This window comes from Spirosoma migulaei (assembly GCF_054776855.1).
In genome coordinates this window covers 239972-265332 of the sequence record NZ_BAAHBG010000010.1, presented here as the reverse complement: position 1 = coordinate 265332, position 25361 = coordinate 239972, and the positions used below count along the sequence as shown (strand labels likewise).

Below are 25361 nucleotides of genomic sequence, written 5' to 3'. Positions count from 1 at the left end.
AATAATCAGCACGAACGTAGACGTTCGCGCCATCATCAGCGCGCCACCTCAATTTTGTACTTCTTCCCTTTCATTTTCTCGTCTTTTATCCGATTCAAAAAAGCATCGACTTTTGCTTTTTTTACAGCGGCAAAGGAGATGAAATCCTTCACCTCGATCAACCCTAAATCCCCTTTTTCAAGTTGCCCTTTCTGGGAGAAAAAACCAACGATATCGACCTTGTTGAGTTTATTCTTCTTGCCACCACTGATGTAAATCGTTACAAATTCAGGCGCTTTGGGGAGCGATGTGTTGGTTGGAAGCACTAACGTTCCGAGCGATCTATCCAGATAGGGGGGGCGTGGTTCATCGCGGTGCAGAATCACATAAGCCGTTCCAGATGTCTGCATACGTGCCGTCCGGCCGTTGCGGTGTACAAACTCGTGGGCATGTGGCGGCAAATGGTAATGGATTACGTGTTTCATTTCGGGAATATCCAGCCCGCGAGCCGCCAGATCGGTGGTGATCAGGAAGGTGACGCTGCCGTTTCGGAACAGAATTAACGCCCGTTCCCGATCGTCCTGCTCCATGCCGCCGTGGTAGAAGGTCGAATAAATGCCCATTTCGTTTAGCAAGGCGCTGGTTCGTTCGGCGGCATCCCGATGGTTGCAGAAGATCAACGCCGATTCCGAATTCAGCGAGCACAGCAATTGAAACAGCGTCTCGATTTTATCTTTGGCTTCTGAATAGACCAGTTTAACGGTTAGGTTAGTCGCTACGTCTTCGTCGGGCGTAAACGTCAGGGTTGTAGGGGTGTTGAGCTTAACAAAGTCAGGAATGTTGATGCCCGACGTAGCTGAGACAAGTACCCGTTTTCGGAGGTTACGTAAGCCACTGATGATATACGCCATTTCTTCCTGGAACCCCAGCTCCAATGACTTGTCGAACTCGTCCAGAACCAGCGTATGAATGCCGTCCATAGAAAAGGTTTTCCGACCAATGTGATCCGTAATGCGTCCGGGCGTGCCAATCAATAGGGCAGGGGGATTGCTCAGATTTTTGATTTCGGTTTCCATCGGATGGCCCCCATAGCACACATTGACTTTGTAGCCCGTTGCCATTTTCTTCCAAACCTGCTCAATCTGCATTGCCAGTTCACGGGTGGGGGCCAGAATCAGGCATTGCACCTCGTTCCGGTTTGGTTTGAGCAATTGGAGAACGGGTAACAGGAAGGCAATCGTTTTGCCAGAACCCGTTGGTGCTATCAAAAACGTATCGTTATCCTGTAAAATGGCTTTCTGGGCAGCTTCCTGCATCGGTTTTAACGCCGAAATGCCGAGACTTTCCAGAACTTGTGCTTGTTGTTGCGGACTTATCATGCCCTAAAAGTACAGCAAAATGGCCGGGTTGCATCCGTTTCGTTTTTGGACAGGATTGCTTGAAATACCCCCAACCCCCTGAAGGGGGCTTTTCTCCCCAGTGAACTAAGCCCCCTTCAGGGGGTTGGGGGTGTGGGTATCTGCACGTTTTCCTGACTGAGTTCGGGGAATAGCCGTACCTTCGTAGATTGGTAGACGATGTAAGGCTATGACGTTTGAGGAACTGAATCTGAATAAACCGCTTATAAATGCCCTGAATGACCTGGGCTATACGACCCCGACGACCATTCAGCAGAATGTGTTTTCGGTTGTGATGTCGGGGCGGGACGTGTGCGGACTGGCGCAAACGGGTACGGGAAAAACGCTGGCGTATCTGCTGCCCTGCCTTCGTCAGCTTCAATTTTCGAAAGAGAAACTGCCCCAACTCCTGATCATTGTTCCAACCCGCGAACTGGTCGTTCAGGTGCTGGAAACGGTGAACCAGGTGACGGCCTACATGAACCTGACTGCGGTTGGTGTGTATGGGGGTGTCAACCTGAAACCGCAGGCGGCTGAAGTGCAGAAAGGCATGGACATCCTGGTGGCTACACCTGGCCGGCTGGTCGATTTATTGTCGAATGGTATTCTGAAGACCAAGGCGATTAAAAAACTGGTCATCGATGAGGTCGACGAAATGCTGGACCTTGGGTTCCGCACGCAGCTAAAAATCATTCTAGACCTGCTGCCCCCGAAACGGCAAAACCTGCTGTTTTCGGCTACGCTGACGACTGAGGTTGAGAAGTTAATCGAAACGTTTTTCAACAATCCAGTTCGGGTTGAGGCTGCTCCGGTGGGTACGCCCCTGGAAAATATTGCGCAGATGGCGTATGCCGTTCCTAACTTTTACACGAAGGTTAACCTGCTGAAACTGTTACTGAATCAGGATGCGGACATGACCAAAGTACTAGTCTTTGTGGCCACCAAGCATTTGGCGGATCAGGTATATGACCAACTCGAAACCAAATTCCCGGACCAGCTCGGCATCATTCACTCGAACAAAGCCCAGAGCCAGCGATTTGAGGCCGTTGATCAATTTAAAGCGGGCACTCACCGAATCCTGATTGCTACAGATATCATTGCTCGGGGATTGGACGTAGCCGAGGTGTCGCACGTGATTAATTTTGACATGCCCGACGTGCCGGAAAACTACATTCACCGGATTGGCCGAACGGGCCGGGCCGATCAGAAGGGCATCGCCATTACGTTTATCACGCCTAAAGATGCGGAAAAACAGGAGGCTATCGAATCGTTGATGAACTACCAGATTCCGCTGTTGCCGTTGCCACAGGATCTCGTTATTTCAGACGAACTAACCGAAGACGAGGAACCGAAAATATACATGAAAACCGTGGAGGTAAAAGTACCCAAGCGCGAAGACGTTGGTCCGGCTTTTCATGAGAAATTAGCTAAAAACAAAAAAGTAAACGTACGGCGCGATCACGCAGCCGAAAAAATGTTAAAATATGGCAGACCCATTAAGCGGAGCGGAAAAAAATAACGTGACGTTCGCATCTCTCGGTTTATCTGAACCCCTGGTGAAAGCCGTAACGGAGCAGCACTATACGCAGCCTTACCCCATTCAGCGGGATGCTATTCCGTCCATTCTTCGCGGCAAAGACATTCTGGGTATCGCTAAAACTGGCTCTGGGAAAACCGCCAGCTTTGTACTGCCAATTCTGGAATTGTTCCATCGGACAAAAGATGCCAGCAGCCAGTTCGCTACGGTGCTGGTATTGGTGCCGACGCGAGAATTGGCCGGTCAGGTTGCCGACGTATTTCAGGAGTTGGGTAAACATCTTTTTCCGAAGGTGAAAACTGTGGCTGTGTATGGGGGCGTCGCCATTAATCCGCAGATGCGAGCCGTTTATGGTGCCGATATTATTGTGGCTACACCAGGCCGATTGCTGGATCTGATTAGTCAGAATGCGCTACGATTGTCGGATGTTGAAATTCTGGTGCTCGACGAAGCGGATAAAATGCTTGAACTCGGCTTTGCCGACGAAATGAGCAAACTATTTGCCCGACTACCCAAAAAACGCCAGACGATTCTGTTTTCGGCCACCCTGGGCGATGCCATCCAGGACATTAACGCGACGCTACTTCGTACCCCAATTAAAATTGAGGTTGCCGAAGAAAAAACCAACCTTGACCTGATTGAACAACTGGCCTATAAGGTTGACACTGAGCGAAAAGGTCCTTTTCTGCGCTACCTGATCAAAACCGAAAAGATGAAGCAGGTGCTGGTGTTTGTCTCCTCAACCCGAACGGCTGATAATCTGGTTGTTAAACTGACGAAGAACGGCATTCAGGCAGCAGCAATTCATGGCCAGAAAGGCCAGAATATTCGATCTGAAGTGCTTCAGAAATTCAAGGCGGGGCAGCTTACGGTAATGGTCGCCACTGATTTACTATCCCGAGGGATTGATATTCAGTTACTTCCCTATGTCATCAATTTCGATTTACCTCGTTCGCCCAAAGATTACGTCCACCGGATTGGCCGAACGGGCCGCGCCGAATCGCAAGGGAAAGCCATTTCACTAATCACCCCCGACGATGAACACCATTTTAAAATCATTCAGAAAAAGATGGGCAAGCGGGTTGAGCAGATCGAAACGGCTGAGGTGGATTTGCAAGGATATTGAGGCCGTCAATCGTAATCTACCATCAATGGCCTTTGCGAACTTTACTTGTCAAAAATCTGAACGAATCGTCTTCTTATTTCTTCCTCAGCAGGATGATTGGTTGAGAAAACAACAGATGTGAAAATTCTACTTTCAGGGTCTGTTCGGTCAAGTTTGATAAAGCTATTTGTCCCTGCTTTGAGATACCATCTGTGAAACAGCCTGCTTCTTGCTACTTCCTGATCATCGTCCAGGCTACAGACATAATTGATTACGGCATTCGGCAATGCCTCGAAGGTCAGCAGAACGGACTTTATAACTGTTTGCTCAACACGTGGGTCTTTCTGCTTGACCTGACCTGCTATAGGAGTAATGGAGAAAGAGAATATAGTACCAACAAAAGACGACTCCGAAATATAATCGGAGTCGTCGGTAAATCGTATTGCGTATGTTATTCCAAAGTCTGTTTCAAAGATAAAGCCATCTTCAACGTTCCTCATCGGGTAAGGTGAAGGGCTTGACGAACTTAATTCCGGCTGGTTTTTTAGACTCATCGCCACTTTTTAGATATTCTTGAATTAGCCGTTTTCTTTCTAACATCTGTTTGGCGATGCTCTTCGGGCGCTCCACTTTCGTTTCCATACTATTTAGTAGTTAATGATGAAACTCGATTTACAACTGAGATGTCAGGCACAATAATAAATTGATTTTGTATCTTATGCAAACAAATAACAGATAAGCGTTACATATGGTGCCGGAGAACTGAACTGTTTCACCATTCATCCTCAAATAATTCCGCAAAAAACTGAGCGTGTTTAAGCATATCTGGGTTTGTCTTAACTTGCTTGTTCGTATTCAATTAGTACCAAAATTCATGAAGACATTCCGCCTTTTATTGCTGGTTTCAACCACACTCTTTTTCCAGTTTTCCATTGCCAAACCAATCGTTCCTTTAGTGTATGAAGTGAACCTCAACGACCGGGCCGACGATGAGTTTAAGGTGACCCTACATGTGAGTGGATTAACCACCGAAAACGCTGTTTACCAGTTTGCTTCGACGGCTCCTGGCACCTACCAAATCATGGATATTGGCCGCTATGTGCGGTCGTTCAAAGCGTTTGATGGGAAAGGGAAAGAGGTAAAAACCCAGCAGGTTTCTACCAACCAGTGGAAATTTGATCAGCCCGAAAAAGTACGGACGGTTCAATACAGCATTGCCGAAACCTGGGACACGCCGATCAACGAACACAAGCCCTACAATATGTGCGGTACGTCTATTGAAAATGACCACGTATTGATCAACGGGCAGGGCGTGTTTGGCTTTCCAACGGGCATGCAAACCGCACCCATCGAACTGAAACTTAATTACCCCGCCATCTGGACGGTTGGAACGGCTCTGGAAAAAAATGAGAAGGGTTATTTCACCGCGTCAACCTATGACCGGATCGTGGATTCACCCATTCTACTGGGTCGCCTGACCAAAGCTACGACCACAGTTGCCGGAGCGCAGATCGACGTGTATACCTACTCGAAAAGTGACAAGATCAAATCGGACCAACTGCTGAATAACATGCAGTCGATGTTGACGGCGGCTGGTCAGTTTTTGAAGCAATTGCCCGTAAAACGCTATACGTTTCTGTACCATTTCGAAGATCAGGATTGGGGTGCCTGGGAGCATTCGTATAGCTCCGAGTATGTGATCAAAGAAGACGAATTCTCGAAGAAACTGGCGGATAACATGACGTCGATTGCGGCCCATGAATTCTTTCATGTGGTCACCCCGTTGAACATCCACAGCGAGATCATTGAACAGTTCAACTTTGTTACGCCTACACCTTCGGAACACCTGTGGCTTTACGAGGGCGTAACGGAATGGGCCAGCGATGCCATGCAGTTGCGTGGTCAGATTATGGACCTTCCAACCTATTTTGGTGAACTGAGCCAGAAAATTGCCTACGACAAAAGTGTGGATACAACCTACAGTCTGAGCAAACTGGGGCTTACCTGCTATACCGACGAAGGTCAGCGTCAGTATGGCAACATCTACTCCCGTGGCGCCTTAGTCGCTGGCTTGCTGGATATTCGGTTACTGGAGCTTTCGAAGGGAACACGGGGTCTCCGCGAAGTGATTAATGAACTGGCTGCTACCTACGGACCGAACAAAGCGTTTCCTGAGAAAGAGTTCTTCGACATCTTCACCCAAAAGACCTACCCGGAAATTGCGGATTTCTTTAATCGGTACATAAAAGCAGCCGAACCATTGCCGTTCAGCGAGTACTACGGGAAGTTGGGCATTACCTACACGCCTGCCATTGCTACTGGAGAAAAAACGGCCACGCTAGGCATGAAGCCCGCATTTACCGGCACTAATTTTGTGCTAACCAGATTGGCCGACCCCTTACTGAAAGCTGGTTTGCAGGAAAACGACGAGTGGACGGCATTCAATGGCCAACCACTCAGCATGGACAACATTGGGAAAATTCAGGCTGATCTGAAGAAACTGAAGCCTGGCGATACCTACGAAGTAACGGTGCGCCGGAATGGGCAGGACATCACGGTAAAAAACGCCATGCTTGAAAAAGAAGGAGTAAAGCAATACGTTTTTGAGCTTAATCCACAAGCGACACTTGAGCAGGTGCAGTTGCGGGAGGTCTGGATGCGAAACCTCTAGCATAGTTATCCATTTTGCCACGCTTATACCCTAAAACCCTTTAACGTTCACTTCCTCATGAGCATACTGAAAAAATGGTTTGGCCCTTCTAAGGATGAAATCTGGAAGCAATTGGCCGGAGAAATGAGCGCTGATTTTGTGGATGGTGGCTTATGGAAAGGGAGTAAGGTACAGGCGAGTGTGCATGAGTGGACAGTAACCCTTGATACTTATACCGTATCGACAGGCAAAGCGTATATCACCTATACCCGAATTCGTGCCCCTTATGTGAACAAAGACGGGTTTCGATTCAAAATCTATCGGAAAGGATTTTTTAGCGATTTAGGTAAGCGGCTGGGTATGCAGGATGTTGAAGTGGGCTTCCTGGAATTTGACGATCAGTTTATTATTCAGGGTAATGACGAGTCCAAACTGCAACTCTTGTTTAAGAATCTAAAAATCCGGGAATTAATTGAGGCTCAGCCTGATATTAGTCTGGAAGTGAAGGATGACGACGGGTGGCTGGGGGCCAAATTCCCGGAAGGCGTAGATCAATTGTCGTTCCAGGTGGTCGGTATAATCAAAGACGTTGAGCGATTAAAGTTGCTCTATACACTCTTCGCCGAAATCCTCAATCAACTTTGCCGTATCGGATCGGCCTATGAAGATGATCCCCACATAGCGCTCAAATAGGCGTCTTATCATTCTCTGTTTCAGTAAAATCGCCGTGTTAACTGGTCATTTCCGGCTAGCACGGCGATGGTATTTATAGCCTATACTAAGCGGGTGATTGTACGTCTGATGATAGGTGCACTACATACGTTTACATTAAACCATTTGTTTTCGTGACGGTCTTAGTGCTAAACAATGACGAAGTAGAACACGTTAATTGTCATTGGTAAGTCTACTTATCACTAAACTATAGATGTCATGAAAAAGACTCATCAGGTTGTTACGCTGGTTATGCTGACAATCCTTACGCTTGGTCAGGTCGCTGAAGCCCAGGCAATAAAAGGCTGGGGTACTGGAACAAACGGGGCTGTAATCGGTGCCGGAACGGGTGCTGCTATTGGCGCTGTTATCAATAAACGAAACCGCGTTGTAGGCGGTGTGGCTGGTGGCGTATTGGGCGGTGCCGCCGGATATGCAATCGGGAAAAAGTCCAAACGGCGCTGGAGTCCGCAGGCAACGGGTACCGCCGTAGGCGCTGGTGCTGGTGCGGCTGCTGGAGCGATCATCAATAAACGCAACCGCGTTGTGGGTGGCGTAGTTGGTGGGGTTGTTGGTGGTGCTGCCGGGTATGCCATTGGTAAGCATAAAGACAACAAGAACAAAGCCGAAGCGGCTCGGGTTGCCGCTGCAGAACGGGCAGCTGCCGAGCGTGCCGCTGCTGATCGTGCTGCCGCTAATCAGGCCGCCCAAGCGAGATCTGTTGCGCAGAAGACCGCTCCTGCCAATGAACCTGTTGCTAAGCCCGGTATGGCTGCAGCCGTTGCAGGAGCGCAGAATCAGCCGGTTAGTCTGATTGATACAACGCAACCCGTGGTATCCTATGTATTGAAGGCTGGTTACCTGCCGAATGATACCTATGGTGATCCGCTGTCGCCCTATCCAACATCCGAATACCGTCGAAAAAGCTGGTAAATTTTAATGCCGTGAGTTTGGAATGCGGTTGCAACCACATTCCAAACTTATTTATATCATTCACTTCTAAAACGTTATGTCATGAACACATCCATCCGCATTTTACTAGCGGCCACCCTTTTTGCGTCTTGTTCGCAATCGACCGATACGGTCAATATTCAGGATCTTAACCGGCAGTTTATCAATGCCTGGAATGATAAAGATTCCACCAAAATAATCTCTCTTCTGGCCGACGATGCCCATTTTCTGCAAGGGAATACGCACTTCAAGGGTAAGGCAGAAGTAGCAGATAAATGGGTAACCGAGACGCTGCCAACGCTGACCGATCTGAAAACCAACGTAGTAAGTTCAGAAAGTGATAGCCATATTGCCTACGAAGCGGGTACGTTTTCAGTCGATGTGCTGCCGCTAAATCCCAAAGATCCGCATGCGTTTGGCGAAGGAAACTATATTCTGCTCTGGAAAAAAGGAACCGATAACACCTGGAAACTGAGTTATGCCCAGTTGGAAGACCTACCCGTTATGGTGAAAAATTAGTAGTCGGCCGATTGTGCGTAAATTTGCAGGAGAATCAACTATGGCGCGTGTAAGCACCTTATCCCATACGCATGACAACGAATGAAATTTATGATGTGCTGACGGATGCCATCAGCAGCATTATTCCCGATGAATGGGCGATTGTTCGTCTGAATGTTCAGTTTCTGTCGGACGGTCTGGAAGTGGAATTTGATGGTTTCTACCTGACACCGACGGGTGACGAGGAGCCTTTATCCACCGATTTCCCGGATGAGATGATCGAGGCTGTTCAGGAACTCTACCTGATTCGAAAAAATGAAGGGCTTCCCCCCGCCAATCGGTTGCAAATCGACTTAACGCCCCAGGGGAAGTTTACTACAGACTTTAGCTGGGATCAGGAAATTCAGGACGAAGAAGAACACTTTAACAAGGGTGGTACAGCCCGCGAGTGGATGGCCATCCGCGAAGCTAAATACGGCCCGATTGAAGAGGAATAGAATTACAAGACGTACTAAAGGGTGCTGTCAGATGCTTACATCTGACAGTTTAGGTTTCTCAAAACCTATTTTCACATAGTAGGTTTTGAGAAACCTCTCTTGTCGGGTTCTTCAACCCGACACCACGCAGGTGACTAGCTCAGCAAATTCAGTAAATCACTTTTCGAGAGCGACTTCACAATGGATGCGTCGGTTTTGACCAGGGTATCGGCCAGCTCCTGTTTTGATTCCTGAAGTAGCAGGATTTTTTCTTCAATCGTGTTGGGGCAAATCAACCGAACAGCGATCACGTTTTTAGTTTGACCAATGCGATGACTTCGGTCGATGGCCTGATTTTCGACCGCCGGATTCCACCACGGATCAACCAGATACACGTAGTCGGCCTGGGTTAGATTGAGACCCGTTCCTCCGGCTTTCAAACTGATTAAAAACACCCGAACGCTGTCGTCCGTTTGAAAACGATCGACAATGGCACCCCGGTTACTGGTTTGACCGGTCAGGTATTCGAAACCAATTTGTCGGGACTCTAATTCCTTTCGGATCAGGTCGAGCATGGCTACGAACTGCGAGAAAACCAGGATTTTATGGTTCGGTGATTTACTCTCGATCTGCTCCATCAGCATCTCTATTTTTGCTGATGAGTCGCCATAAAATTCATCATCGTTAAGCAAAACCGGCGAGTTGCAGATCTGCCGCAGTTTCGTTAGTCCCTGCAACACATGCAAGCGTTCTCGGGGAATGTCACCTTCTTTGGTTGTCAGGAGAAAATTGCGAAACTCCCGTTCGTAGGCATCGTAGACACGTCGTTGCTCAAGCCCCATTTCGCAATGGAGAATCATCTCCGTTTTGTCGGGAAGCTCAGTAGCCACCTGCGCCTTGGTCCGGCGTAAAATAAACGGACTGATTTTCTTCTGAAGCTCGCGGGCATGTGTCTGATCGGCAAACTTGTCGATGGGGGTTGAGTAATGTGCTTTAAAGTGGTTGTAGCTTCCCAGTAGACCCGGACAGGCAAACGAAAGCTGACCGTACAGATCAAACGTATGGTTTTCTATAGGGGTCCCTGTCAATACAAGCTTATTACGGGATTGTAATAGTCGAACGGCCTGATACCGTTGGGATTCTGGGTTTTTAATGGCCTGCGATTCATCGAGGACAATGTAGTTGAAGAGATATTCTTTTAAAAAGCGAATGTCGGAGAGTAGGGTGCCGTAGGAGGTGAGGATGATATCGTACTGGTCGAACTCCTTTTTCGTAAGGCCCCGATTCGCCCCGTAAAACGTGTGCAGGCTGAGGGTTGGCGCGAATTTCGCTGCTTCGGCCTGCCAGTTGAACAGCAGCGAGGTGGGTACCACAATCAGATTGGTGCTGACTCGTTTTTTTTGCTTTTGCAACAGAATGAACGCGATGATCTGGAGCGTTTTGCCAAGTCCCATATCATCGGCCAGACATCCACCAAATCCAAGCTCATCCAGAAAGTTCAGCCAGTTTAATCCCTCTTTCTGATAATCCCGGAGCGTAGCCCGTAACTCAGCAGGCACCGCCACGGGACGGACAGAATCAAAGCTGGCGAAGTTTTTTGTGTATAGAGCCAACTGGTCTTTCACGTCATTCAGTAACTCCTCCTCAGCGTATAGTTCCTGAATACTGGCGAAGCTGATTTTCGGCGTTCGGATTCGATCATCGACAATATCGCCTGCCTGGAAGTAGGCGGTAAAGCGGTCGAGCCACTCGGTTGGCAATAGGCCCTGCGTACCATCATCGAGGGTAACAAACCGACTCTTGTTCTTGATCGCTCTATGCAGATGCTTTAGGGATACCTGTTGCTTCCCATACGACAAGCCCAATGAAGTTTCGAACCAATTTTGCCCACTGCTGACAATAACCGAGACCTTCGCTTTATGTTGATTGAGCCGGTTATTTCTGAGGGTATTGAACCCCAGAATCCGAATAGACTGACTGCTCCAGTTCTCAAATGCATCCAAAAACCAACCATCTTCCAATACGTGCTTTTTGTGTAGAAAGAACTCATTTTGATTGAGTTGATCCTGAAAATCAGGGTGCTGCGTCATCACTGCCATGACAAACTGAATCTCAGCCTCTTCATCGCGCGCAACCATAAAAGGTTTCCCTTTTCGATCGACCGAATGAATTTGCCGTTGCGACAGTACGGGTACCTCTACAGACCCATATTTCATGACGGGCGTCAGCACTACGTAATTCTCCGTGTCCGACAAATAAATGATCCGTTCCCGTTCCAGATCAAACCCTTTCTCGGTCAGTTGCGCGGGTGTGGCGGGTTTCAGGTACGCGTATCGGATGGGAACCCGGTCTTCAAGTTTGGCTAAAATCTCCTGTTGAAATGCATTGTATTTCGATTGGTGCAAGACAATCCCATTATTTTGCTTCGTAAAAAACTGAATAACCCGCAGATAGTCAGCATTCTCAATCAGGTAGAGCGTATCGTCGAGCAGGATAAAGTAGTCGTATTTTAGCGTCAGTTGGTGTAACCCATAGGTGGCTCCATTGAGGGTAATGGCTCCCCATACTTCATAAAAATTGTCGACCTGTTGAACCGTCAGCCGGAGGTTTGTTGTCGGACTAGCCAGTTTTATTGGCACCAGCGAACCTGAGGAGATATTCTCGGAAACGCTACCTGAATGGTAAAAAACGGGCAGCTTTAATGGATTAACTGCCACTAAACGCAAGGCTTCCAGATCGGCCTGTTCATTCTTAGTGCGGTGGTGATTCTGGAATTTGGCAACCGCCGAGTAAAACTTTACCGCATCCAGGTTATCAACTTTGCCTAGTAAATCGAGTGGCTGTAGGGCTGTAAACGGGCTCTTTAGTTTCCCGTTTCCTGCAGTTGCGGCCTCAAAGAGCTCCAGGCAGAAGTGGTCGTAAAAGCGGTGTTTGGTAAAAACAAGAATCCGTTTCAGCGTTGGCGCGGGTTCATTGGGTACGGAGAGCTTATGCGCTGATTTTGGTACTAACTGTGCCGTCAGGTAGTCTTTATCTGCCTGAGTGAGTGAAATAAGCTCTTTTCGTTTGGGTTTGATGTTCACGAACTTATTCTCATAGGAAAGCTCGAAGAGATCGTCTAACGAAGGTTCGTTTTCCAGCCCATAGTCTCGGGCCACTTGCCTAATGGCTTGATAACGAAGCGCCTGGTCGAAGAAAATGCGGAGTTCCCTGCGCCTGATCAGGCTCGCTAAAACCTGCACCTGATGCTCGCATAACCTGTCTTTGGGAAGGTCACAGGCGCAGGAAACCAGCAACGATTGTTCCGTTTGCTTGACTATAACTGTAGGAAAATACGCGAGTCGGGATGCGCTTGTAAATACGCCCTGATTAATGGCAATGTCCTGCGGCTGGATTTCAGTATATCCGTCAGAAAACGAATTAAAGCCAGCACTGTGTTTTGATAACAGACTGTCGGTCAGGGTAGGAATGAGGATTCCTTCCAGACAATAGTCGTGATCAGAATCAACATGGTCTGGCATTGTAGAATTTAGCGATTTGATTTTAGTTATTAGCTCGGTTTGACCCATCGGGGTCAAACGGGACTTACTCCTGCGTCTTCACAGACACGGGGAAACCCAAAGTTGACAAAACCTGACTAGTTTTTGATCACCCACTCAAAGCACAACCTCGGCCACGGGTTCGTCGATATTATCGTCCTTGCTCCGGTGCTGAATGGCTCGCTGTCCGACCCAAAGAACAGCCAGGCCAAACAGTACGCAGGCTGTCATGACACCGACCATCGGAACGGCCGTGTTGTTGTGCAAGACACTCACAGCCGCCGAGACGCAGGCACCAAACCCCATTCGGAAACTTCCCATTAAAGCCGCAGCACTACCAGCATGACGGGAAAATGGAGCCAGCGAAAGCGCTGATGCATTTGGGCCGGTTATTCCCTGACCACACAAGAATAAAAATAACATGGCAATCAGGCTATATTGGCCATACAACCCCGCCCAGGTGCCCGACACCAACAGCACGCCAATTATCGATTGATAGAGGAGGGTTGCTAAAATGATTTGTTCGCTGCTGTACCGTCTCAGGAAAAAGCGATTTAACTGAGTGGGGGCAATGACGGCGATGGCCAGAAAGGCAAATATCCATCCATACTCCTGCTCATTGACCTTGTAAATGTTCATGAATACATCGGAGGAACCGGCCAGATACGCGAAAGGGGCCGACGTAGCCATACCGCCTACCAGCGCATAGGTTAAAAATTGAGGCTGCTTCAATACGGTGAAGAAGCTACCCAATACGGCGTTTGGGCGTAATGACAAGGAGTCATCAGGTTGTTTGCCGTCGGGTAACGCAAAATAGATTCCAACAATAATCAGGGCGGTTATAATGGCCAGAATAAGGAAAATAGAATGCCAGCCGAAGGCAATTGTTGCATAGCCACCAACTGTTGGGGCAATCATGGGTGAGACCGCAACTACCAGCGTGAGCAGCGAAAAAACCTGAGCAATGTCAGAGACAGGGAATAAGTCGCGTACTAAAGCCTGGGCGGATACCAGGCCCACGCAGCCACCTAACGCTTGCAGGAGCCGCATGGCAATCAGCGTTTCTATCGAGGTGCTGAACGCGCAGCCTATCGAAGCCAGCAGGTAGACCACCAAACCGGCATAGAGCGGAAGTTTACGACCATACCGATCCAGTAGCGGGCCATAAAGCAGCTGCCCAACCGAAATGCCCACCAGATAAGCGGTCAGGGATAACTGAACCTGCGAAATTGAGGTATGCAGGTCTCTGGCAATAGCCGGAAAGCCCGGCAAATACATGTCGATGGAAAACGGACTAATTGTAGAGAGTGTCCCTAAAATCAGAATAATAATAAAATGCTGTCGACGAGTCATAAACTCTGTAAAGTGGTACCACTATAGAGACATTCGATTGTAGTCGATTGTTCCCGACATGCATTCGTTTGGGCCCGCTCCGTTACTTCGCTTTCCAGCTATTGTTACGTTCGTCGGCATCCATAAAAATACCTCCCGCCAGGGTGAGCGACTGAACCTTCTTTTTAACCGGAATTTTCACCACGGCTACTTTTTGATTCGCCTGCCAGATTACCGGAGTTTGGTGAACTGTTTCGGTCGTGCCATCTGTAAAGTTGAGGACCACATCTACGGGGGCAACATACCCACCGATATTCTGGATCGTGATCGTGCACTGGGTAGGGGAGGCCTCTACCTTCTGGATAGCTAAGTCGATGTAGTTGTTGCTGAAAAACCAGTTGTTCCAGAACCAGTTCAGGTCTTTGCCCGAAGCGCTGTTGAAACTGTAGAACATATCCCAGGGATTGGGGTGTTTGCCATGCCAGCGGTTGATAAACTCATGCAGGCTCTTTTTGAAACCAGCCTCACCCAATAGTTCTTTTAGGGCCAGATACCCCAGCGCGGCTTTCCCGTATTCATTATTTCCCATAGCCGCCCCACTTAATACGTTGGCGGGCGTTACAATTGGCAAATCCTGTTCCGCCGATGGGTCATTAATCCAGCCGTTCACCCGAAACTGCTGGAAGTTTTTGGTGGCCTGAGCCGTTCCTAAATCGGCCTGACTAATCAGGTATTCAAAGGCCGTTGTCCAGCCTTCGTCCATAAATCCGTAGCGGGTTTCATTGATGCCCATGTAAAATGGAAACCAGGTATGGGCAATTTCATGCTCGGCCACAAAACGCGAAAAATTCAAATCGGTGGTGGTACCATCGTTTACCATCATGGGGTATTCCATATCCGCAAAGCCCTGAACGATAGTTGTTTTGGCGTAGGGATACGGAATGCCGGGCAGGTTGTTTGAAAACCAGTCGAGGGAGTGACGACCGAAACCAACCATCTGATGGAAATCGTTGGCGTTATCCAGAAAAGCCGCCTGAACGCTCGCCCGCCGATTTGTCTTTTTATCCACCACAACGCTCGATGCATCCCAAACGTAGTGGTTACTGATGCAGACCGCCATATCCGACACGTTACTTGCTTTCCATGTCCAGCTATTGACAGGCTGTTGGGTTGTTACCTGTTTCGCCCTTAAATCGGTGAGGGTAGCCACATGAATAAGGGAATCTGTTTGTAAGGATTCGCTCAGGCGTTTGGCGTAGGTTGGCTGCAATACATCGGTAGGATTCTGTAAATCACCAGTCGACCAGACGATGTAATCTTTCGGCACATTGACGGTCAGGGTATAGTCATTGAAATCGTTGTAAAACTCCTGGGCTTCAGTAAATGTGGTTCGGTCCCAGCCATAATAGTCGTCGTACACCGCCACGCGTGGGTAAAAATAGGCAAGGAAAAGTGTGGTGGAATCAAGCATCCCTTCCCGTCCGCTTTCAACCGACAGATCATAATGCCACTCGAACGAAAGTTTCACGGAATCATGGGGCATCAGCGGTTTGTTCAGTACCACCTGTTTGGATGTGGCAACACCGGCGTCCCGCCAGGGTTTGGCAGAGCCATTCTCGGCGTATCGGTCAATGTGGATTCCTGTTGTCAGGTAATCGGGCGAGGCTGGTGCCTGTCGGATGGCCCCTGATTTGTGGCTGTTCAGGATTAATTTGAAGACCAGTGTAGCCAGCGTATCGGGGCTGTTGTTGACGTATATAATTTCTTCGGTTCCCTGAATGGTTCGGCTGGGCGGTGTAGCTGTAACGGTGATGGCATAGCGGGCAGAATTCTGCCAGTACTTGCTGCCCGGTTTCCCGTCCATGGAACGAGTGCCTTTCTGGTACGCTTTTTTTACGTTACGCGGCATGTACAAACTCTGGGCCTGCGCCGTTCCGAAGGCTATCAAACAAATGAAAATAAGTAGTCTCATGGTATGATTGTGGTAATCTCTATCTTAACGCTTTGTCGCCTTTGTGCTACTGCCTTTATCCAGACCTGCTTCGGTGAGTAATACGAGCAGGATACGCTGCATGCCCAGGTAGCCTTTGTCATTCAGCCACCACTCGTTCAGGGCGTGTTCGCCCCCGCCAATTCCTCCGCTGCCGATGGTGATGGCCGGAATACCTAACGCAATGGGTGTATTGGCGTTCGTGGAGGCTACGTCCAACTGTGGTTCCGCATTCATAAACTTCGTTACGGCCATGGCGTGTTGGACGATGGGGGCTGTAGCTTCCGTTTTACCCGATGGTCGATCTCCGATCTTTTTGACATCAACGGTCAGGTCGGGGCCCTGGCGTTTGAGACTATTTTCTTCTTTCAGTGCCCGCTGGATAGCTGCCTGCAATAACTGATCAACTTCATTGAGTTTCTCGGGGCTTTCGGAACGCATGTCGATCTCCATCCATGATTCGTAGGGAATGGCATTGACCGACGTGCCCCCACCCATTACGCTGACGCTATAGGTCGTTTTAACACCCTGGCGAGTTGCTTTATCGGCCTCTGTTGTGAAGTAATAAATAGCTTTTCCGGCGGCACTGTGGGGGTTGACAATACCAAATGACCCGTAAGAATGCCCTCCCGGTCCTTTAAACGTAACCCGATACCGGTGCGAACCCAGGCCACGGTGCACAATGCTACTGATACCATCGCCATCAACGGCTATATACGAATCAACTTTGGGGCTTCCGGGTCTGAGCAAATGCTTCACTCCCCGAAGATCACCCAGGCCTTCTTCACCAACTGCCCCAACGAACAATACGTCGGCTTCGGTTTCGATGGACGCTTTTTCCATGCCTTTCAGAACGGCCAGGATGGCGGCCAGCCCCCGTGTGTCATCACCAATGCCAGGGGCGTAGAGCGTATCGCCGTGGGGTTTAATTTTTACATCAGTCCCCTCAGGAAAAACCGTATCCAGGTGCGACTCGACAACAACGGTTTTCTTTCCCGATCGCCCTTTCCGTTTGGCAATTACGTTACTGACTTCATCGATCCAGACCGAATCGGCACCAGCCTCTTTGAGCATAGCCGCGTATTTTTTTGCGCGGACGCTTTCTTTGAAGGGAGGGGATGGGATTTCGGTAAGTGTAAGGTGATCCTGTTTCGTTTGGGGTTCCAGGTCAATGAAAATCTGAAACGCTTTTTTTACCGCTGGCTGATCGGCAAGTGCTTTAACTTCATCTACATACCGTTTCTCAATGCCGGATGGCTGAGGAGTTTTTTGGGGTGTTTGCTGCGCCTGAACATGGAAGGACGTAATGACAAAGGCGACGGCTGTTAGCGAGGAAAGTTGATTCATAGAAAGTGATGAAGCAATGAAACGTGCTTACGGAAGTATGAAATTGTAGTATTCAGTGGTAATAGGCTCTTTTTTGTAGAAAGCGTTATTTATCTATCAAATATATCGCTGTAAGCCGAATAAAGGCATAGTTTGTTCTGCTGACTGGGAGAGTGCCTGAGTAATTAGGTAAAATTATAATATTAAGTTTTGTGTGACCCCGATGGGGTCAAATGTTTATAGTAGATATGGCTTTTCTATAAACATCTGACCCCATCGGGGTCACACTAAGTATAGCTCAGGTTAATTCGGCCCAATTGATTACCTAATAAATAAATGCCTTCCCTGTTCTCACTCGCCAAAGCCAAGTGGGGGCGGGGAAATAAAAATCCGCCCCGATTAAACCAGGGCGGATTCGTTGAGTAGAGAACTTGAGTCTATACGCCTAGCGGGCCGCCTAATGTAACGTTTGAATTGGAGTCAGCTATGGAATGGCGGCTGGCATGATGGCTACCGGGGTGCTGATCTTCTTCTTCCTTAGAGCGTTTATTGACAAACGATTCGGCGAGTGCGGTTAGCTTTCGGTCCGTTTCTTTTTCTTCTGCCAAGGTTATTTCCAGCAACTCTGTCGACTGGGTGAAATCAAGTACATGCGCTAGTGTTAACAACGAGCCGTAAATAGCAATTTCGTAATGCTCAATGGTTTGTGCGCCAATAATCAGCCCGGCATCGCGCGTTAACGAGCCTGATTCCGTTGTTGAAATCATACGTTCTACGTCATCAATAAGCCCATTGATACCTTCTGAAACACGCTCTTCGGTTCGTACACCAATAATTTTAAATATCTGTTCTAGCCGCTCCACCTGGGTTTGACTTTGTTCCTGATGCTGTAAAAATGCAGTACGTACTTCATCTGTTGTACTGGCCTTGGCTTGTTTACCTAATGCATCTACGATTTGATTCTCCGTATAATACACACTTTTCAATTCGCTGATAAACAGGTCTCTCAATCCTTCATCAGTAGTGGAATCATGCCCACTAAAAAAACTTGCTATTCGATCTGCCAGAGCTGTCATAACGTTTAATCGTTTACTGTAAACTATTCATTTCCACAAATAGATGCCAAATCTGTGCCAACTGCTGAATAAGAGCCTGTTAAGCGTATGTAGAGAGTAGTATGTTTATATTTCTCCACAAGTTTTGTAGAGCATTGTCTCTTTTAACAGAATTGGGGCATCCAGAGGCTAAAGCCTGGTTATTAGAGTGAAATGCTCTAGTTCAGTTTTGATTTGATCAGCGCCATGATCTTTTTCCCTAGCTTGAGAGATTGCTGATAATCGCGTAGTAGTTCTTCGCGCGTAGAGCGCCTGATGAGTAACGCATTTTGAAATTCGGCCTCACCCATAATTGCTGCCCAATTGGTTTTAGGCGCGTTATTGGCTTTCTCTGCCAGCGGAAATCGCCGGAGTACGTAGGGGGCTACCACCATATTCGTGGTTTCCAGTTCAGCCGTTTCCACCTGTACAATCGTCTCGTATTGTTTGTAGTAATCGAAGATCGATTTTTTTAGGGGAAAACTGCTGATAACCTGCATATTGCCCGTACTTTTTAAGTCCGAGAAGGTAGCATCCTCGGCTATAAAACGGGGACGTTTAAAGACGAACCGAACGGTACTCGCCAATTGGTTATAGTCAGAAATAGGTGCTTGTGAATTAACGTCAGAGAGACTTTTTGCTATCTGGATAACCTGCTGTGTTTCGGAAATAACTTCCTGAAGCTGGCTTAAATCAGTTTCAATGTCGCTGTACAGGCCTTTGAGGTACGTCTGCTCCAGTTCCTTTTTCCTCCGATTATCTTTCCACTCATCAAAGGCAAAGGAAATGGTAATACTGAAAATGATGACGATCACCTCAATCACATACTCTGGCCAACGTTCCCGGAACAGGTTATATACCTTACCAAAGCTAGTGACGGATTTGGTATCCGCGATCGCAGGTTTCTTAGCCATATATGCGTGACAAATCAGATTTACACCAAGTATACAGACTTAGCGCCTAATAACCAGCAGCTTGCCCATCTTTCCGCATCTCCGTTGCTCCCCAGTAAACCCGATTAACGGCATCCCACTGGATAGCCTGATACCCTCCGAAGAAATCGGTAGGAGCCAGGTGATGCCCCCGTGCTTCCAGAGCGGCCCGAACCTCGGTCGAAATTCCACTTTCCAGTGCCAAACGCCCTCCATCCGTCATCTGTGTTCCGGTTGGTTCGCTACTCCCAGAATGGCTGAATCGGGCGGCATCACCCGCTTCCTGCACGTTCATGCCAAAGTCAATGATGTTGCACAACACCTGCAAATGACCCTGCGGCTGCATGGCTCCACCCATAACCCCAAAGCTCAAAAATGGCTCTCCATTTTTGGTAACGAAGCCGGGAATGATGGTATTGAACGGACGTTTGCCGGGTGCGTACACATTGGCGTGATTGGGCTGCATACTGAAACTGGTTCCCCGATTATGGAAAACGAAACCCAGTCCATCGGGAACCATGCCACTGCCAAATTCCAGCATATTACTTTGAATGAGCGAGACCATATTGCCCTGATCATCGGCCACGGTCAGGTAAACGGTATCGCCGGTACGTAGGGCTGGTTCACCCGCGTCCAGGCGTTCAGATGCTTTCTTTAGGTCAATTAGCTGTCGGCGTTTGGTGGCATATTCCTTGGTGAGCAACCAGTCGATAGAGGCTTTGGAAAATTCGGGGTCAGCGTAATGGCGGGCGCGGTCTTCAAATGCTAGTTTCTTCGCTTCCACTAACAGGTGCAGGTAATCGGCGCTGTTGTGGCCCATGCTCTTCAGATCGAAGCCTTCCACAATATTCAGCATTTGCAACACCGAAATTCCCTGACCATTGGGCGGCAATTCATGAACGTCGTACCCCCGATAATTGACCGAGATAGGCGTAATCCAGGTACTTTGATGAGCCGCCAGGTCGGCTTTGCGCAGGTATAAGCCCGCTTTGCGTGCATAGCGGTCGATGGCATCCGCAATGTCTCCTTTATAGAAAACATCACGCCCGCCTTTCGCTAGTTTCTCATACGTCGCAGCCAGATCGGGGTTACGGAATACCTGCCCCTGTTCGGGTGCTTTTCCATCGATCAGGAATGTTTTTCGGAAATTGCCAAACTCCTTAATGATGGTTTCGTTTGCGGCCAGCCGCCTGGCGGCTACTTGCCAGGAATAGGCAATCACCTGCGGAACCGGGACTCCTTCGCGTGCATACTGAATGCCTGGAGCCAGCAGGTTGCGCATCGGTAGTTTCCCAAACCGCTGGTGTAACTGGAACCAGCCATCTACCGCACCAGGTACCGAAACCGACAGAGGGCCATACAGTGGGAGAAGCGGTTGATTGCCCAATACCGTTTTCAGCGCATCATAAGTGAGTCCTTTAGGAGAGCGTCCGCTGGCGTTGAGTCCGTATAGTTTTCGATCTTTTGCTGACCAGACAATGGCAAACAAATCACCTCCGATGCCTCCGTTATTGGGTTCAATAACGCCGAGGGCCGCATTGGCCGCTATAGCCGCATCGACGGCGGTTCCACCTTGCTTCAGAATGTCCAGGGCAATTTGAGTAGCCAGCGGATGACTGGTTGCGGCCATTCCGTGCCTGGCCAGAATGGGGCTGCGTGTGGCAAAATTAGGCCCTGTAATCCGATCCCCCTTATCGGTTGACTGGCCTTGGCCGGACAGGTGGGACGTGACTAAGCAGAGGAGGATAAAACAATAGCAGATAGGTAGCCGATTCATGATGCAAAAAGCAAGTAGACACAATGAAGTAGTACGATCGAACTCATTTATGTTCCTCCCCCAGTTCGAAAAATGCTTCTGCTACCTGATTGCGATACGGGTGTTGATCGTGAAGGATCATAGAAATAAATGTAAAGCGCTCTCCATCTGGAATAATCTTGTTCAATTTAGCCAGATGCACACGGCTATATGAGTAAAACCACGCATCGGATTTTCGAGCACGGGCCGATTGACTTTTGTCGGATGTATCGCATACATAGACGATAACTTGTTCACGTGTTCGAAAAAAATCGAAGAAGACAGCTGCGATAGTGGGCGAAATGAGCTGATCTGCTGGTAACCGACCGTATCGCGCTGAGCAACTGAAATACTCATCTCAAATGCCTGAATCTGCAATTCGGCATGCGCAGCAAAAAGGTAATTAGAAGGGGCAAACTTTACCTGATAGGCGATGTCGTTTTCCGTTAAAAAGAAGTACGCGTTTTGTTCACCGCCTGCGTATATAAACTCGTAACTAGGTGGTAATTCGTCGGTGGGCATTGCGCTTCTTTAGTTCTTCAAAAATTGCCCGAATACTTGGGTCTGAACGATAGGCTTCCTAGAAATTTTTCTGTTCCTGTTCTTTCACGTCTACCAGTTTACGAACAATGTCGAGGCCCCGCAGTGGGTGTTCTTTAGGTTCCATGAGTTGCTGGTTTTTGCCATGAATATACACAAATCACCTGTAGAAAGGAAATCTTACTTTATCCAGAGCTTGTCCTTAATAACCTGATTAATGACCTGTTCCCGGTAGTTTCGGCTTATGGGAATTCGCTGCGTTCGGATGAAAATCTCGTTGCCTTCAATTCCTTCAATCTTGTTTATAGCAACAATGTAGGATTTATGCACCCGGATAAACGACTTGCTGGCTAAGTTCTGTTCCAGGTTTTTCAGGTACAGCATCGTTACGTATTTCCCTTTTAGTGTGTAAATGGTCACGTAATTCTGCAAGCCCTCTATATACAGAATATCATCAATAAGGACTTTCTCATACTTACTGCCGCATTTGATAAAGAAATAATCATCATCCTGCTCGGTCTGGGTAAGATCAGGAGCGATGGAGTTCGTAAGGAGCCGGTGATAATCCCGGGCTTTACTGGCCGACTTCATAAACCGGTCAAAGGTGATGGGCTTCAACAGGTAATCCAGTACATTTAGTTGAAAGCTTTCGAGAGCAAAGCTGGGGAAGGCCGTTGTGATCACGACCATAGGTGGATTTTGGGTGATTTTTAAAAAGTCGATGCCGTTCATTTTTGGCATCTGGATATCCAGAAAGATCAGGTCGACGGATTGCCGGTCCAATATCTGAATGAGTTCAAGTGGATGTTCGCAGGTTCCGACAAGCTGTAAGAAGTCTACCTCCCGTACGTAGTTTGCCAGCCCTTCACGGGCTAACGGTTCATCGTCGATAATGACACAGTTAATCATAACGATTGGGGATTAGTCAGGCTATCTGTAGGGTTGACGATTGTACGAGTTCGGTTAACGTTAGCCGGAGTTTTACCTCAAACTGATCTGGGTCCTGGTGTATAGCCAGCTCATGTTGCCCCGGATACAGTAAATCTAATCGTCTCTGAACATTTGTTAAGCCAATTCCACCGTATTTGACCACCTCATTAGCCGCATCGGGTGAGGCACTATTTGCAATGACAAAATCCAGTTGCTGTCCATCCAATTCAAGCTTGATCGTGATCCAGTTAGGTTTGGTACTATGCCGGGAAACATGCTTAAAGGCATTCTCTACGAAGGTCATCAGGATAAATGGCGCAATTCCCAAGTGATCTGTGAACGTTGGGGTATGATTGAAGGTGATGACCACGTTGCTGCTCTGCCGGAGCTTTTCCAGTTCGAAAAAGTTCTCTACATAAGCAATCTCCTTACCCAGCGGAATCTGCTGATCGTTGCACTCATAGAGCTGATACCGGAGCAATTCAGAGAATTTAGCCAGCGATGCCGACGCCATATCGGGGTTTTTATGAATCAGGAAAAAGATGGAATTGATGGTATTGAACAGAAAATGTGGATTGAACTGATTTCTCAGAAATTTCAATTCCGTCTCTAGTTTTTCCTTTTCCAGCAGTTGCTGCCGCTGGCTGGCTTGAATCCAATTCTTGGTTAACTTAATACTCATGGCCAGGGTTGTGCTGGCAACGGTCGAGGGTAAGGCATTACTCAAAAAGGAATTGAAGCAGGCCGATTGGCCGAACAGATCGGCTATGCTTCTGCCACTTGCATAGGCACTGAAGTAATACCCGCCAACAATGCATAACGTTGTACAGAGTATTGTAAGGAGCAGATAGCTGATGTAAAGCGTAAATCGGTTCTGTTCCAGATACTTCGGAATCAGAAAATACAAATTGAAGTAGACCGCTATGGCCTGAAAAATGACATAAAAGCCATACTTAAGCGCGTAGGGTAATACGACAATCGTGTAGAAGACTTTTACCGGATTGCCTAGCGTAACGATCCACCAGAGGTAATGGTAAACAAACCAGAACGGAAGATGGTAGATTTTGTATCTAAAGAACCAGCTCTGGTTCAGTTTACTATAGAACGAAACGTTCATGCTCTGCCTGCTTACGTACACCCATGTGCTTGTCTCGAAGTTACATCAATCTACGGGATTATACCGATTTCATAGGTGAATTGTCATAGCTAATTGACCAGAGGCAGTCTCGAATAGACGACGGGTAAGTTAGGAGAGTATCCAGCTCAGCACCATTACCCCAGCCAGTCCCGATACAGAAACCAGCGTTTCCATCACGGACCAGGTTTTGAGCGTATCAGCCATAGAGAGTTGGAAATACTCGCGAAACAGCCAGAAGCCGGTGTCGTTAACGTGCGAGAACATCATACTTCCGGCCCCAATGCTCAGCACCATTAAATTGGGTTCCACACCTGTACTGGCCAATAAAGGGGCTACGAACCCAGCTGTGGTAATACCTGATACGGTCGATGAACCCACGCATACGCGTATGAGCGCAGCCATACCCCAGGCTAGTATATAGGGGTGAACGGACGAATCGTGCATCATGTCGGCAATGGATTGGTTGACCCCACCATCCGTCAGCACTTGTTTCAGGGCACCGGCTCCGCCAAAAATCAGGAAAAGCATTGCCACATCTTTCACAGCCTCGCCCAAGAGTGCCGTAACCTCCGGCATCGACTTTCCTCGGTTAATACCCAGCGTGACCATGGCTGCTAATACCGCAAAAAACATACTGACAACGGGCTCGCCTACGAACAGAAGAACTTGCTGGCTAACTGAATTGGCAGGTAAGTAGGGACTAATCAAGGTACTCAGGCCAATCAGCAGAATGGGAAGTAGTACCGTCAGAAAACTTACGCTGGCTGAGGGCATTTGCTCTTCTAGCAAATCGGGGGCTATGAAGGCTGGGTTAGGTAAGGTTGTATAGCGTTTTAGCGTAGAGCCAAACAACGCGCCGGAAATCAGGATGGCCGGAATAGACACAATGATGCCGTAGAAAAGAGTCAGACCCATATTGGCGTTGAACTGTTTCAGAATGGCCAGCGGGGCGGGGTGGGGTGGCAAATAACCCTGCGTAACCGATAGCGAGGCCAGCATGGGCAATCCGATGTACAGGGCGGGCAGCTTATACCGATAGGCCACCGTAATGACCAACGGAGCCAGCAGCATAAATCCCACCGAATAAAACAGCGGTAGTCCGACAATGAAACCCGTTACCAGAAAAGCCCATCGGGCGTGCCGGGTGCCTACTAAGTCCATCATGTTGACCGCAATGCGCTGAGCTGCTCCACTTTGCGCAACCAGCTTACCCAGCATGGCACCTAACGCAATAATGGCAGTGATGGAGCCCAGGGTACTGCCGATGCCTTTCTGGATGGCGTCGACAATGGCTAATGGTTTCAGACCAAGCGCCAATCCAACGCCCATCGAAACCGCCAGAAAGGCCAGAAAGGTATGTAGTCGAACAACAGAAATGAGGGCAATCAGAACCAGAATGCCGAGTAGGGTAATGGTTAAGGGCATGACCAAACAAACGTAT

Annotated in this window: 21 protein-coding genes; 7 read left to right on the top strand and 14 right to left on the bottom strand. The window is 48.4% G+C overall.

The window, feature by feature from the left end; translation table 11 throughout:
- Positions 1-35: 35 nt before the first annotated feature.
- Positions 36-1358 carry a DEAD/DEAH box helicase gene (locus ACYVGO_RS11695; protein ID WP_460969415.1) on the bottom strand — a complete coding sequence of 441 codons (1323 nt, stop codon included), beginning with the start codon at positions 1356-1358 and terminating at the stop codon, positions 36-38.
- 208 nt (positions 1359-1566) lie between these two features.
- Here ACYVGO_RS11695 and ACYVGO_RS11690 point away from each other — a divergent pair, with 208 nt between their 5' ends.
- Positions 1567-2895: a DEAD/DEAH box helicase gene (locus ACYVGO_RS11690; RefSeq protein ID WP_460969414.1), complete on the top strand. Its 1329-nt coding sequence runs from the start codon at positions 1567-1569 to the stop codon at positions 2893-2895.
- Positions 2861-4039 (top strand): DEAD/DEAH box helicase, encoded by a 1179-nt coding sequence (locus tag ACYVGO_RS11685; RefSeq protein ID WP_460969413.1) that lies wholly within the window; start codon positions 2861-2863, stop codon positions 4037-4039. The genes ACYVGO_RS11690 and ACYVGO_RS11685 overlap by 35 nt, the downstream gene beginning before the upstream one ends.
- A 41-nt stretch (positions 4040-4080) precedes the next feature.
- Here the strand turns inward: ACYVGO_RS11685 and ACYVGO_RS11680 are convergent, their stop codons facing one another.
- Together ACYVGO_RS11680 and ACYVGO_RS11675 are read right to left on the bottom strand one after the other, a co-directional pair.
- Positions 4081-4518 (bottom strand): DUF6169 family protein, encoded by a 438-nt coding sequence (locus ACYVGO_RS11680; RefSeq protein WP_460969412.1) that lies wholly within the window; start codon positions 4516-4518, stop codon positions 4081-4083.
- Positions 4505-4660 (bottom strand): hypothetical protein, encoded by a 156-nt coding sequence (locus tag ACYVGO_RS11675; RefSeq protein WP_460969411.1) that lies wholly within the window; start codon positions 4658-4660, stop codon positions 4505-4507. The genes ACYVGO_RS11680 and ACYVGO_RS11675 overlap by 14 nt, the downstream gene beginning before the upstream one ends.
- Before the next feature lie 232 nt (positions 4661-4892).
- On the opposite strand from ACYVGO_RS11675, the gene ACYVGO_RS11670 reads away from it, so the two are divergent.
- The 5 genes from ACYVGO_RS11670 (at position 4893) to ACYVGO_RS11650 (ending at position 9325) form a co-directional block, all read left to right on the top strand.
- Entirely contained in the window at positions 4893-6689 is a 1797-nt protein-coding gene (locus tag ACYVGO_RS11670; RefSeq protein ID WP_460969410.1) for a M61 family metallopeptidase, read from the top strand.
- A gap of 57 nt (positions 6690-6746) precedes the next feature.
- The gene (locus ACYVGO_RS11665; RefSeq protein WP_460969409.1) at positions 6747-7361 is read left to right on the top strand and encodes a DUF3137 domain-containing protein; all 615 of its coding nucleotides are present in this window, start codon (positions 6747-6749) and stop codon (positions 7359-7361) included.
- Positions 7362-7598: 237 nt separating this feature from the next.
- A complete protein-coding gene (locus ACYVGO_RS11660; RefSeq protein ID WP_460969408.1) occupies positions 7599-8312 on the top strand; it encodes a glycine zipper domain-containing protein in 714 nt (237 codons plus the stop codon).
- Positions 8313-8393: 81 nt separating this feature from the next.
- Entirely contained in the window at positions 8394-8849 is a 456-nt protein-coding gene (locus ACYVGO_RS11655) for a YybH family protein (protein ID WP_460969407.1), read from the top strand.
- A 71-nt stretch (positions 8850-8920) separates the two neighbouring features.
- The gene (locus ACYVGO_RS11650) at positions 8921-9325 is read left to right on the top strand and encodes an antitoxin YezG family protein (RefSeq protein WP_460969406.1); all 405 of its coding nucleotides are present in this window, start codon (positions 8921-8923) and stop codon (positions 9323-9325) included.
- 134 nt (positions 9326-9459) lie between these two features.
- Here the strand turns inward: ACYVGO_RS11650 and ACYVGO_RS11645 are convergent, their stop codons facing one another.
- From ACYVGO_RS11645 to ACYVGO_RS11595, 11 genes are all read right to left on the bottom strand, one after another.
- Entirely contained in the window at positions 9460-12825 is a 3366-nt protein-coding gene (locus ACYVGO_RS11645) for a DEAD/DEAH box helicase (RefSeq protein WP_460969405.1), read from the bottom strand.
- A gap of 135 nt (positions 12826-12960) precedes the next feature.
- On the bottom strand, positions 12961-14196 hold the full coding sequence (locus ACYVGO_RS11640; RefSeq protein ID WP_460969404.1) for a multidrug effflux MFS transporter: 1236 nt from the start codon (positions 14194-14196) through the stop codon (positions 12961-12963).
- A gap of 82 nt (positions 14197-14278) precedes the next feature.
- Entirely contained in the window at positions 14279-16147 is a 1869-nt protein-coding gene (locus ACYVGO_RS11635) for a M1 family metallopeptidase (RefSeq protein WP_460969403.1), read from the bottom strand.
- A gap of 24 nt (positions 16148-16171) precedes the next feature.
- Positions 16172-17512, bottom strand: a complete 1341-nt coding sequence (locus ACYVGO_RS11630) for a M20/M25/M40 family metallo-hydrolase (RefSeq protein ID WP_460969402.1) — start codon at positions 17510-17512, stop codon at positions 16172-16174.
- A 416-nt stretch (positions 17513-17928) separates the two neighbouring features.
- Complete coding sequence (locus tag ACYVGO_RS11625) at positions 17929-18567, bottom strand: YciE/YciF ferroxidase family protein (RefSeq protein ID WP_460969401.1); 639 nt, start codon at positions 18565-18567, stop codon at positions 17929-17931.
- A gap of 197 nt (positions 18568-18764) precedes the next feature.
- Positions 18765-19499: a hypothetical protein gene (locus ACYVGO_RS11620; RefSeq protein ID WP_460969400.1), complete on the bottom strand. Its 735-nt coding sequence runs from the start codon at positions 19497-19499 to the stop codon at positions 18765-18767.
- Between the two features lie 46 nt (positions 19500-19545).
- The gene (ggt, locus tag ACYVGO_RS11615; protein ID WP_460969399.1) at positions 19546-21294 is read right to left on the bottom strand and encodes a gamma-glutamyltransferase; all 1749 of its coding nucleotides are present in this window, start codon (positions 21292-21294) and stop codon (positions 19546-19548) included.
- 43 nt (positions 21295-21337) lie between these two features.
- The gene (locus ACYVGO_RS11610) at positions 21338-21604 is read right to left on the bottom strand and encodes a DUF6169 family protein (protein WP_460969782.1); all 267 of its coding nucleotides are present in this window, start codon (positions 21602-21604) and stop codon (positions 21338-21340) included.
- 428 nt (positions 21605-22032) lie between these two features.
- Positions 22033-22761 carry a LytR/AlgR family response regulator transcription factor gene (locus ACYVGO_RS11605; protein WP_460969398.1) on the bottom strand — a complete coding sequence of 243 codons (729 nt, stop codon included), beginning with the start codon at positions 22759-22761 and terminating at the stop codon, positions 22033-22035.
- A gap of 16 nt (positions 22762-22777) precedes the next feature.
- The gene (locus tag ACYVGO_RS11600) at positions 22778-23899 is read right to left on the bottom strand and encodes a sensor histidine kinase (RefSeq protein ID WP_142771415.1); all 1122 of its coding nucleotides are present in this window, start codon (positions 23897-23899) and stop codon (positions 22778-22780) included.
- Between the two features lie 129 nt (positions 23900-24028).
- Positions 24029-25345, bottom strand: a complete 1317-nt coding sequence (locus ACYVGO_RS11595; protein ID WP_460969397.1) for a gluconate:H+ symporter — start codon at positions 25343-25345, stop codon at positions 24029-24031.
- Positions 25346-25361: the final 16 nt, after the last annotated feature.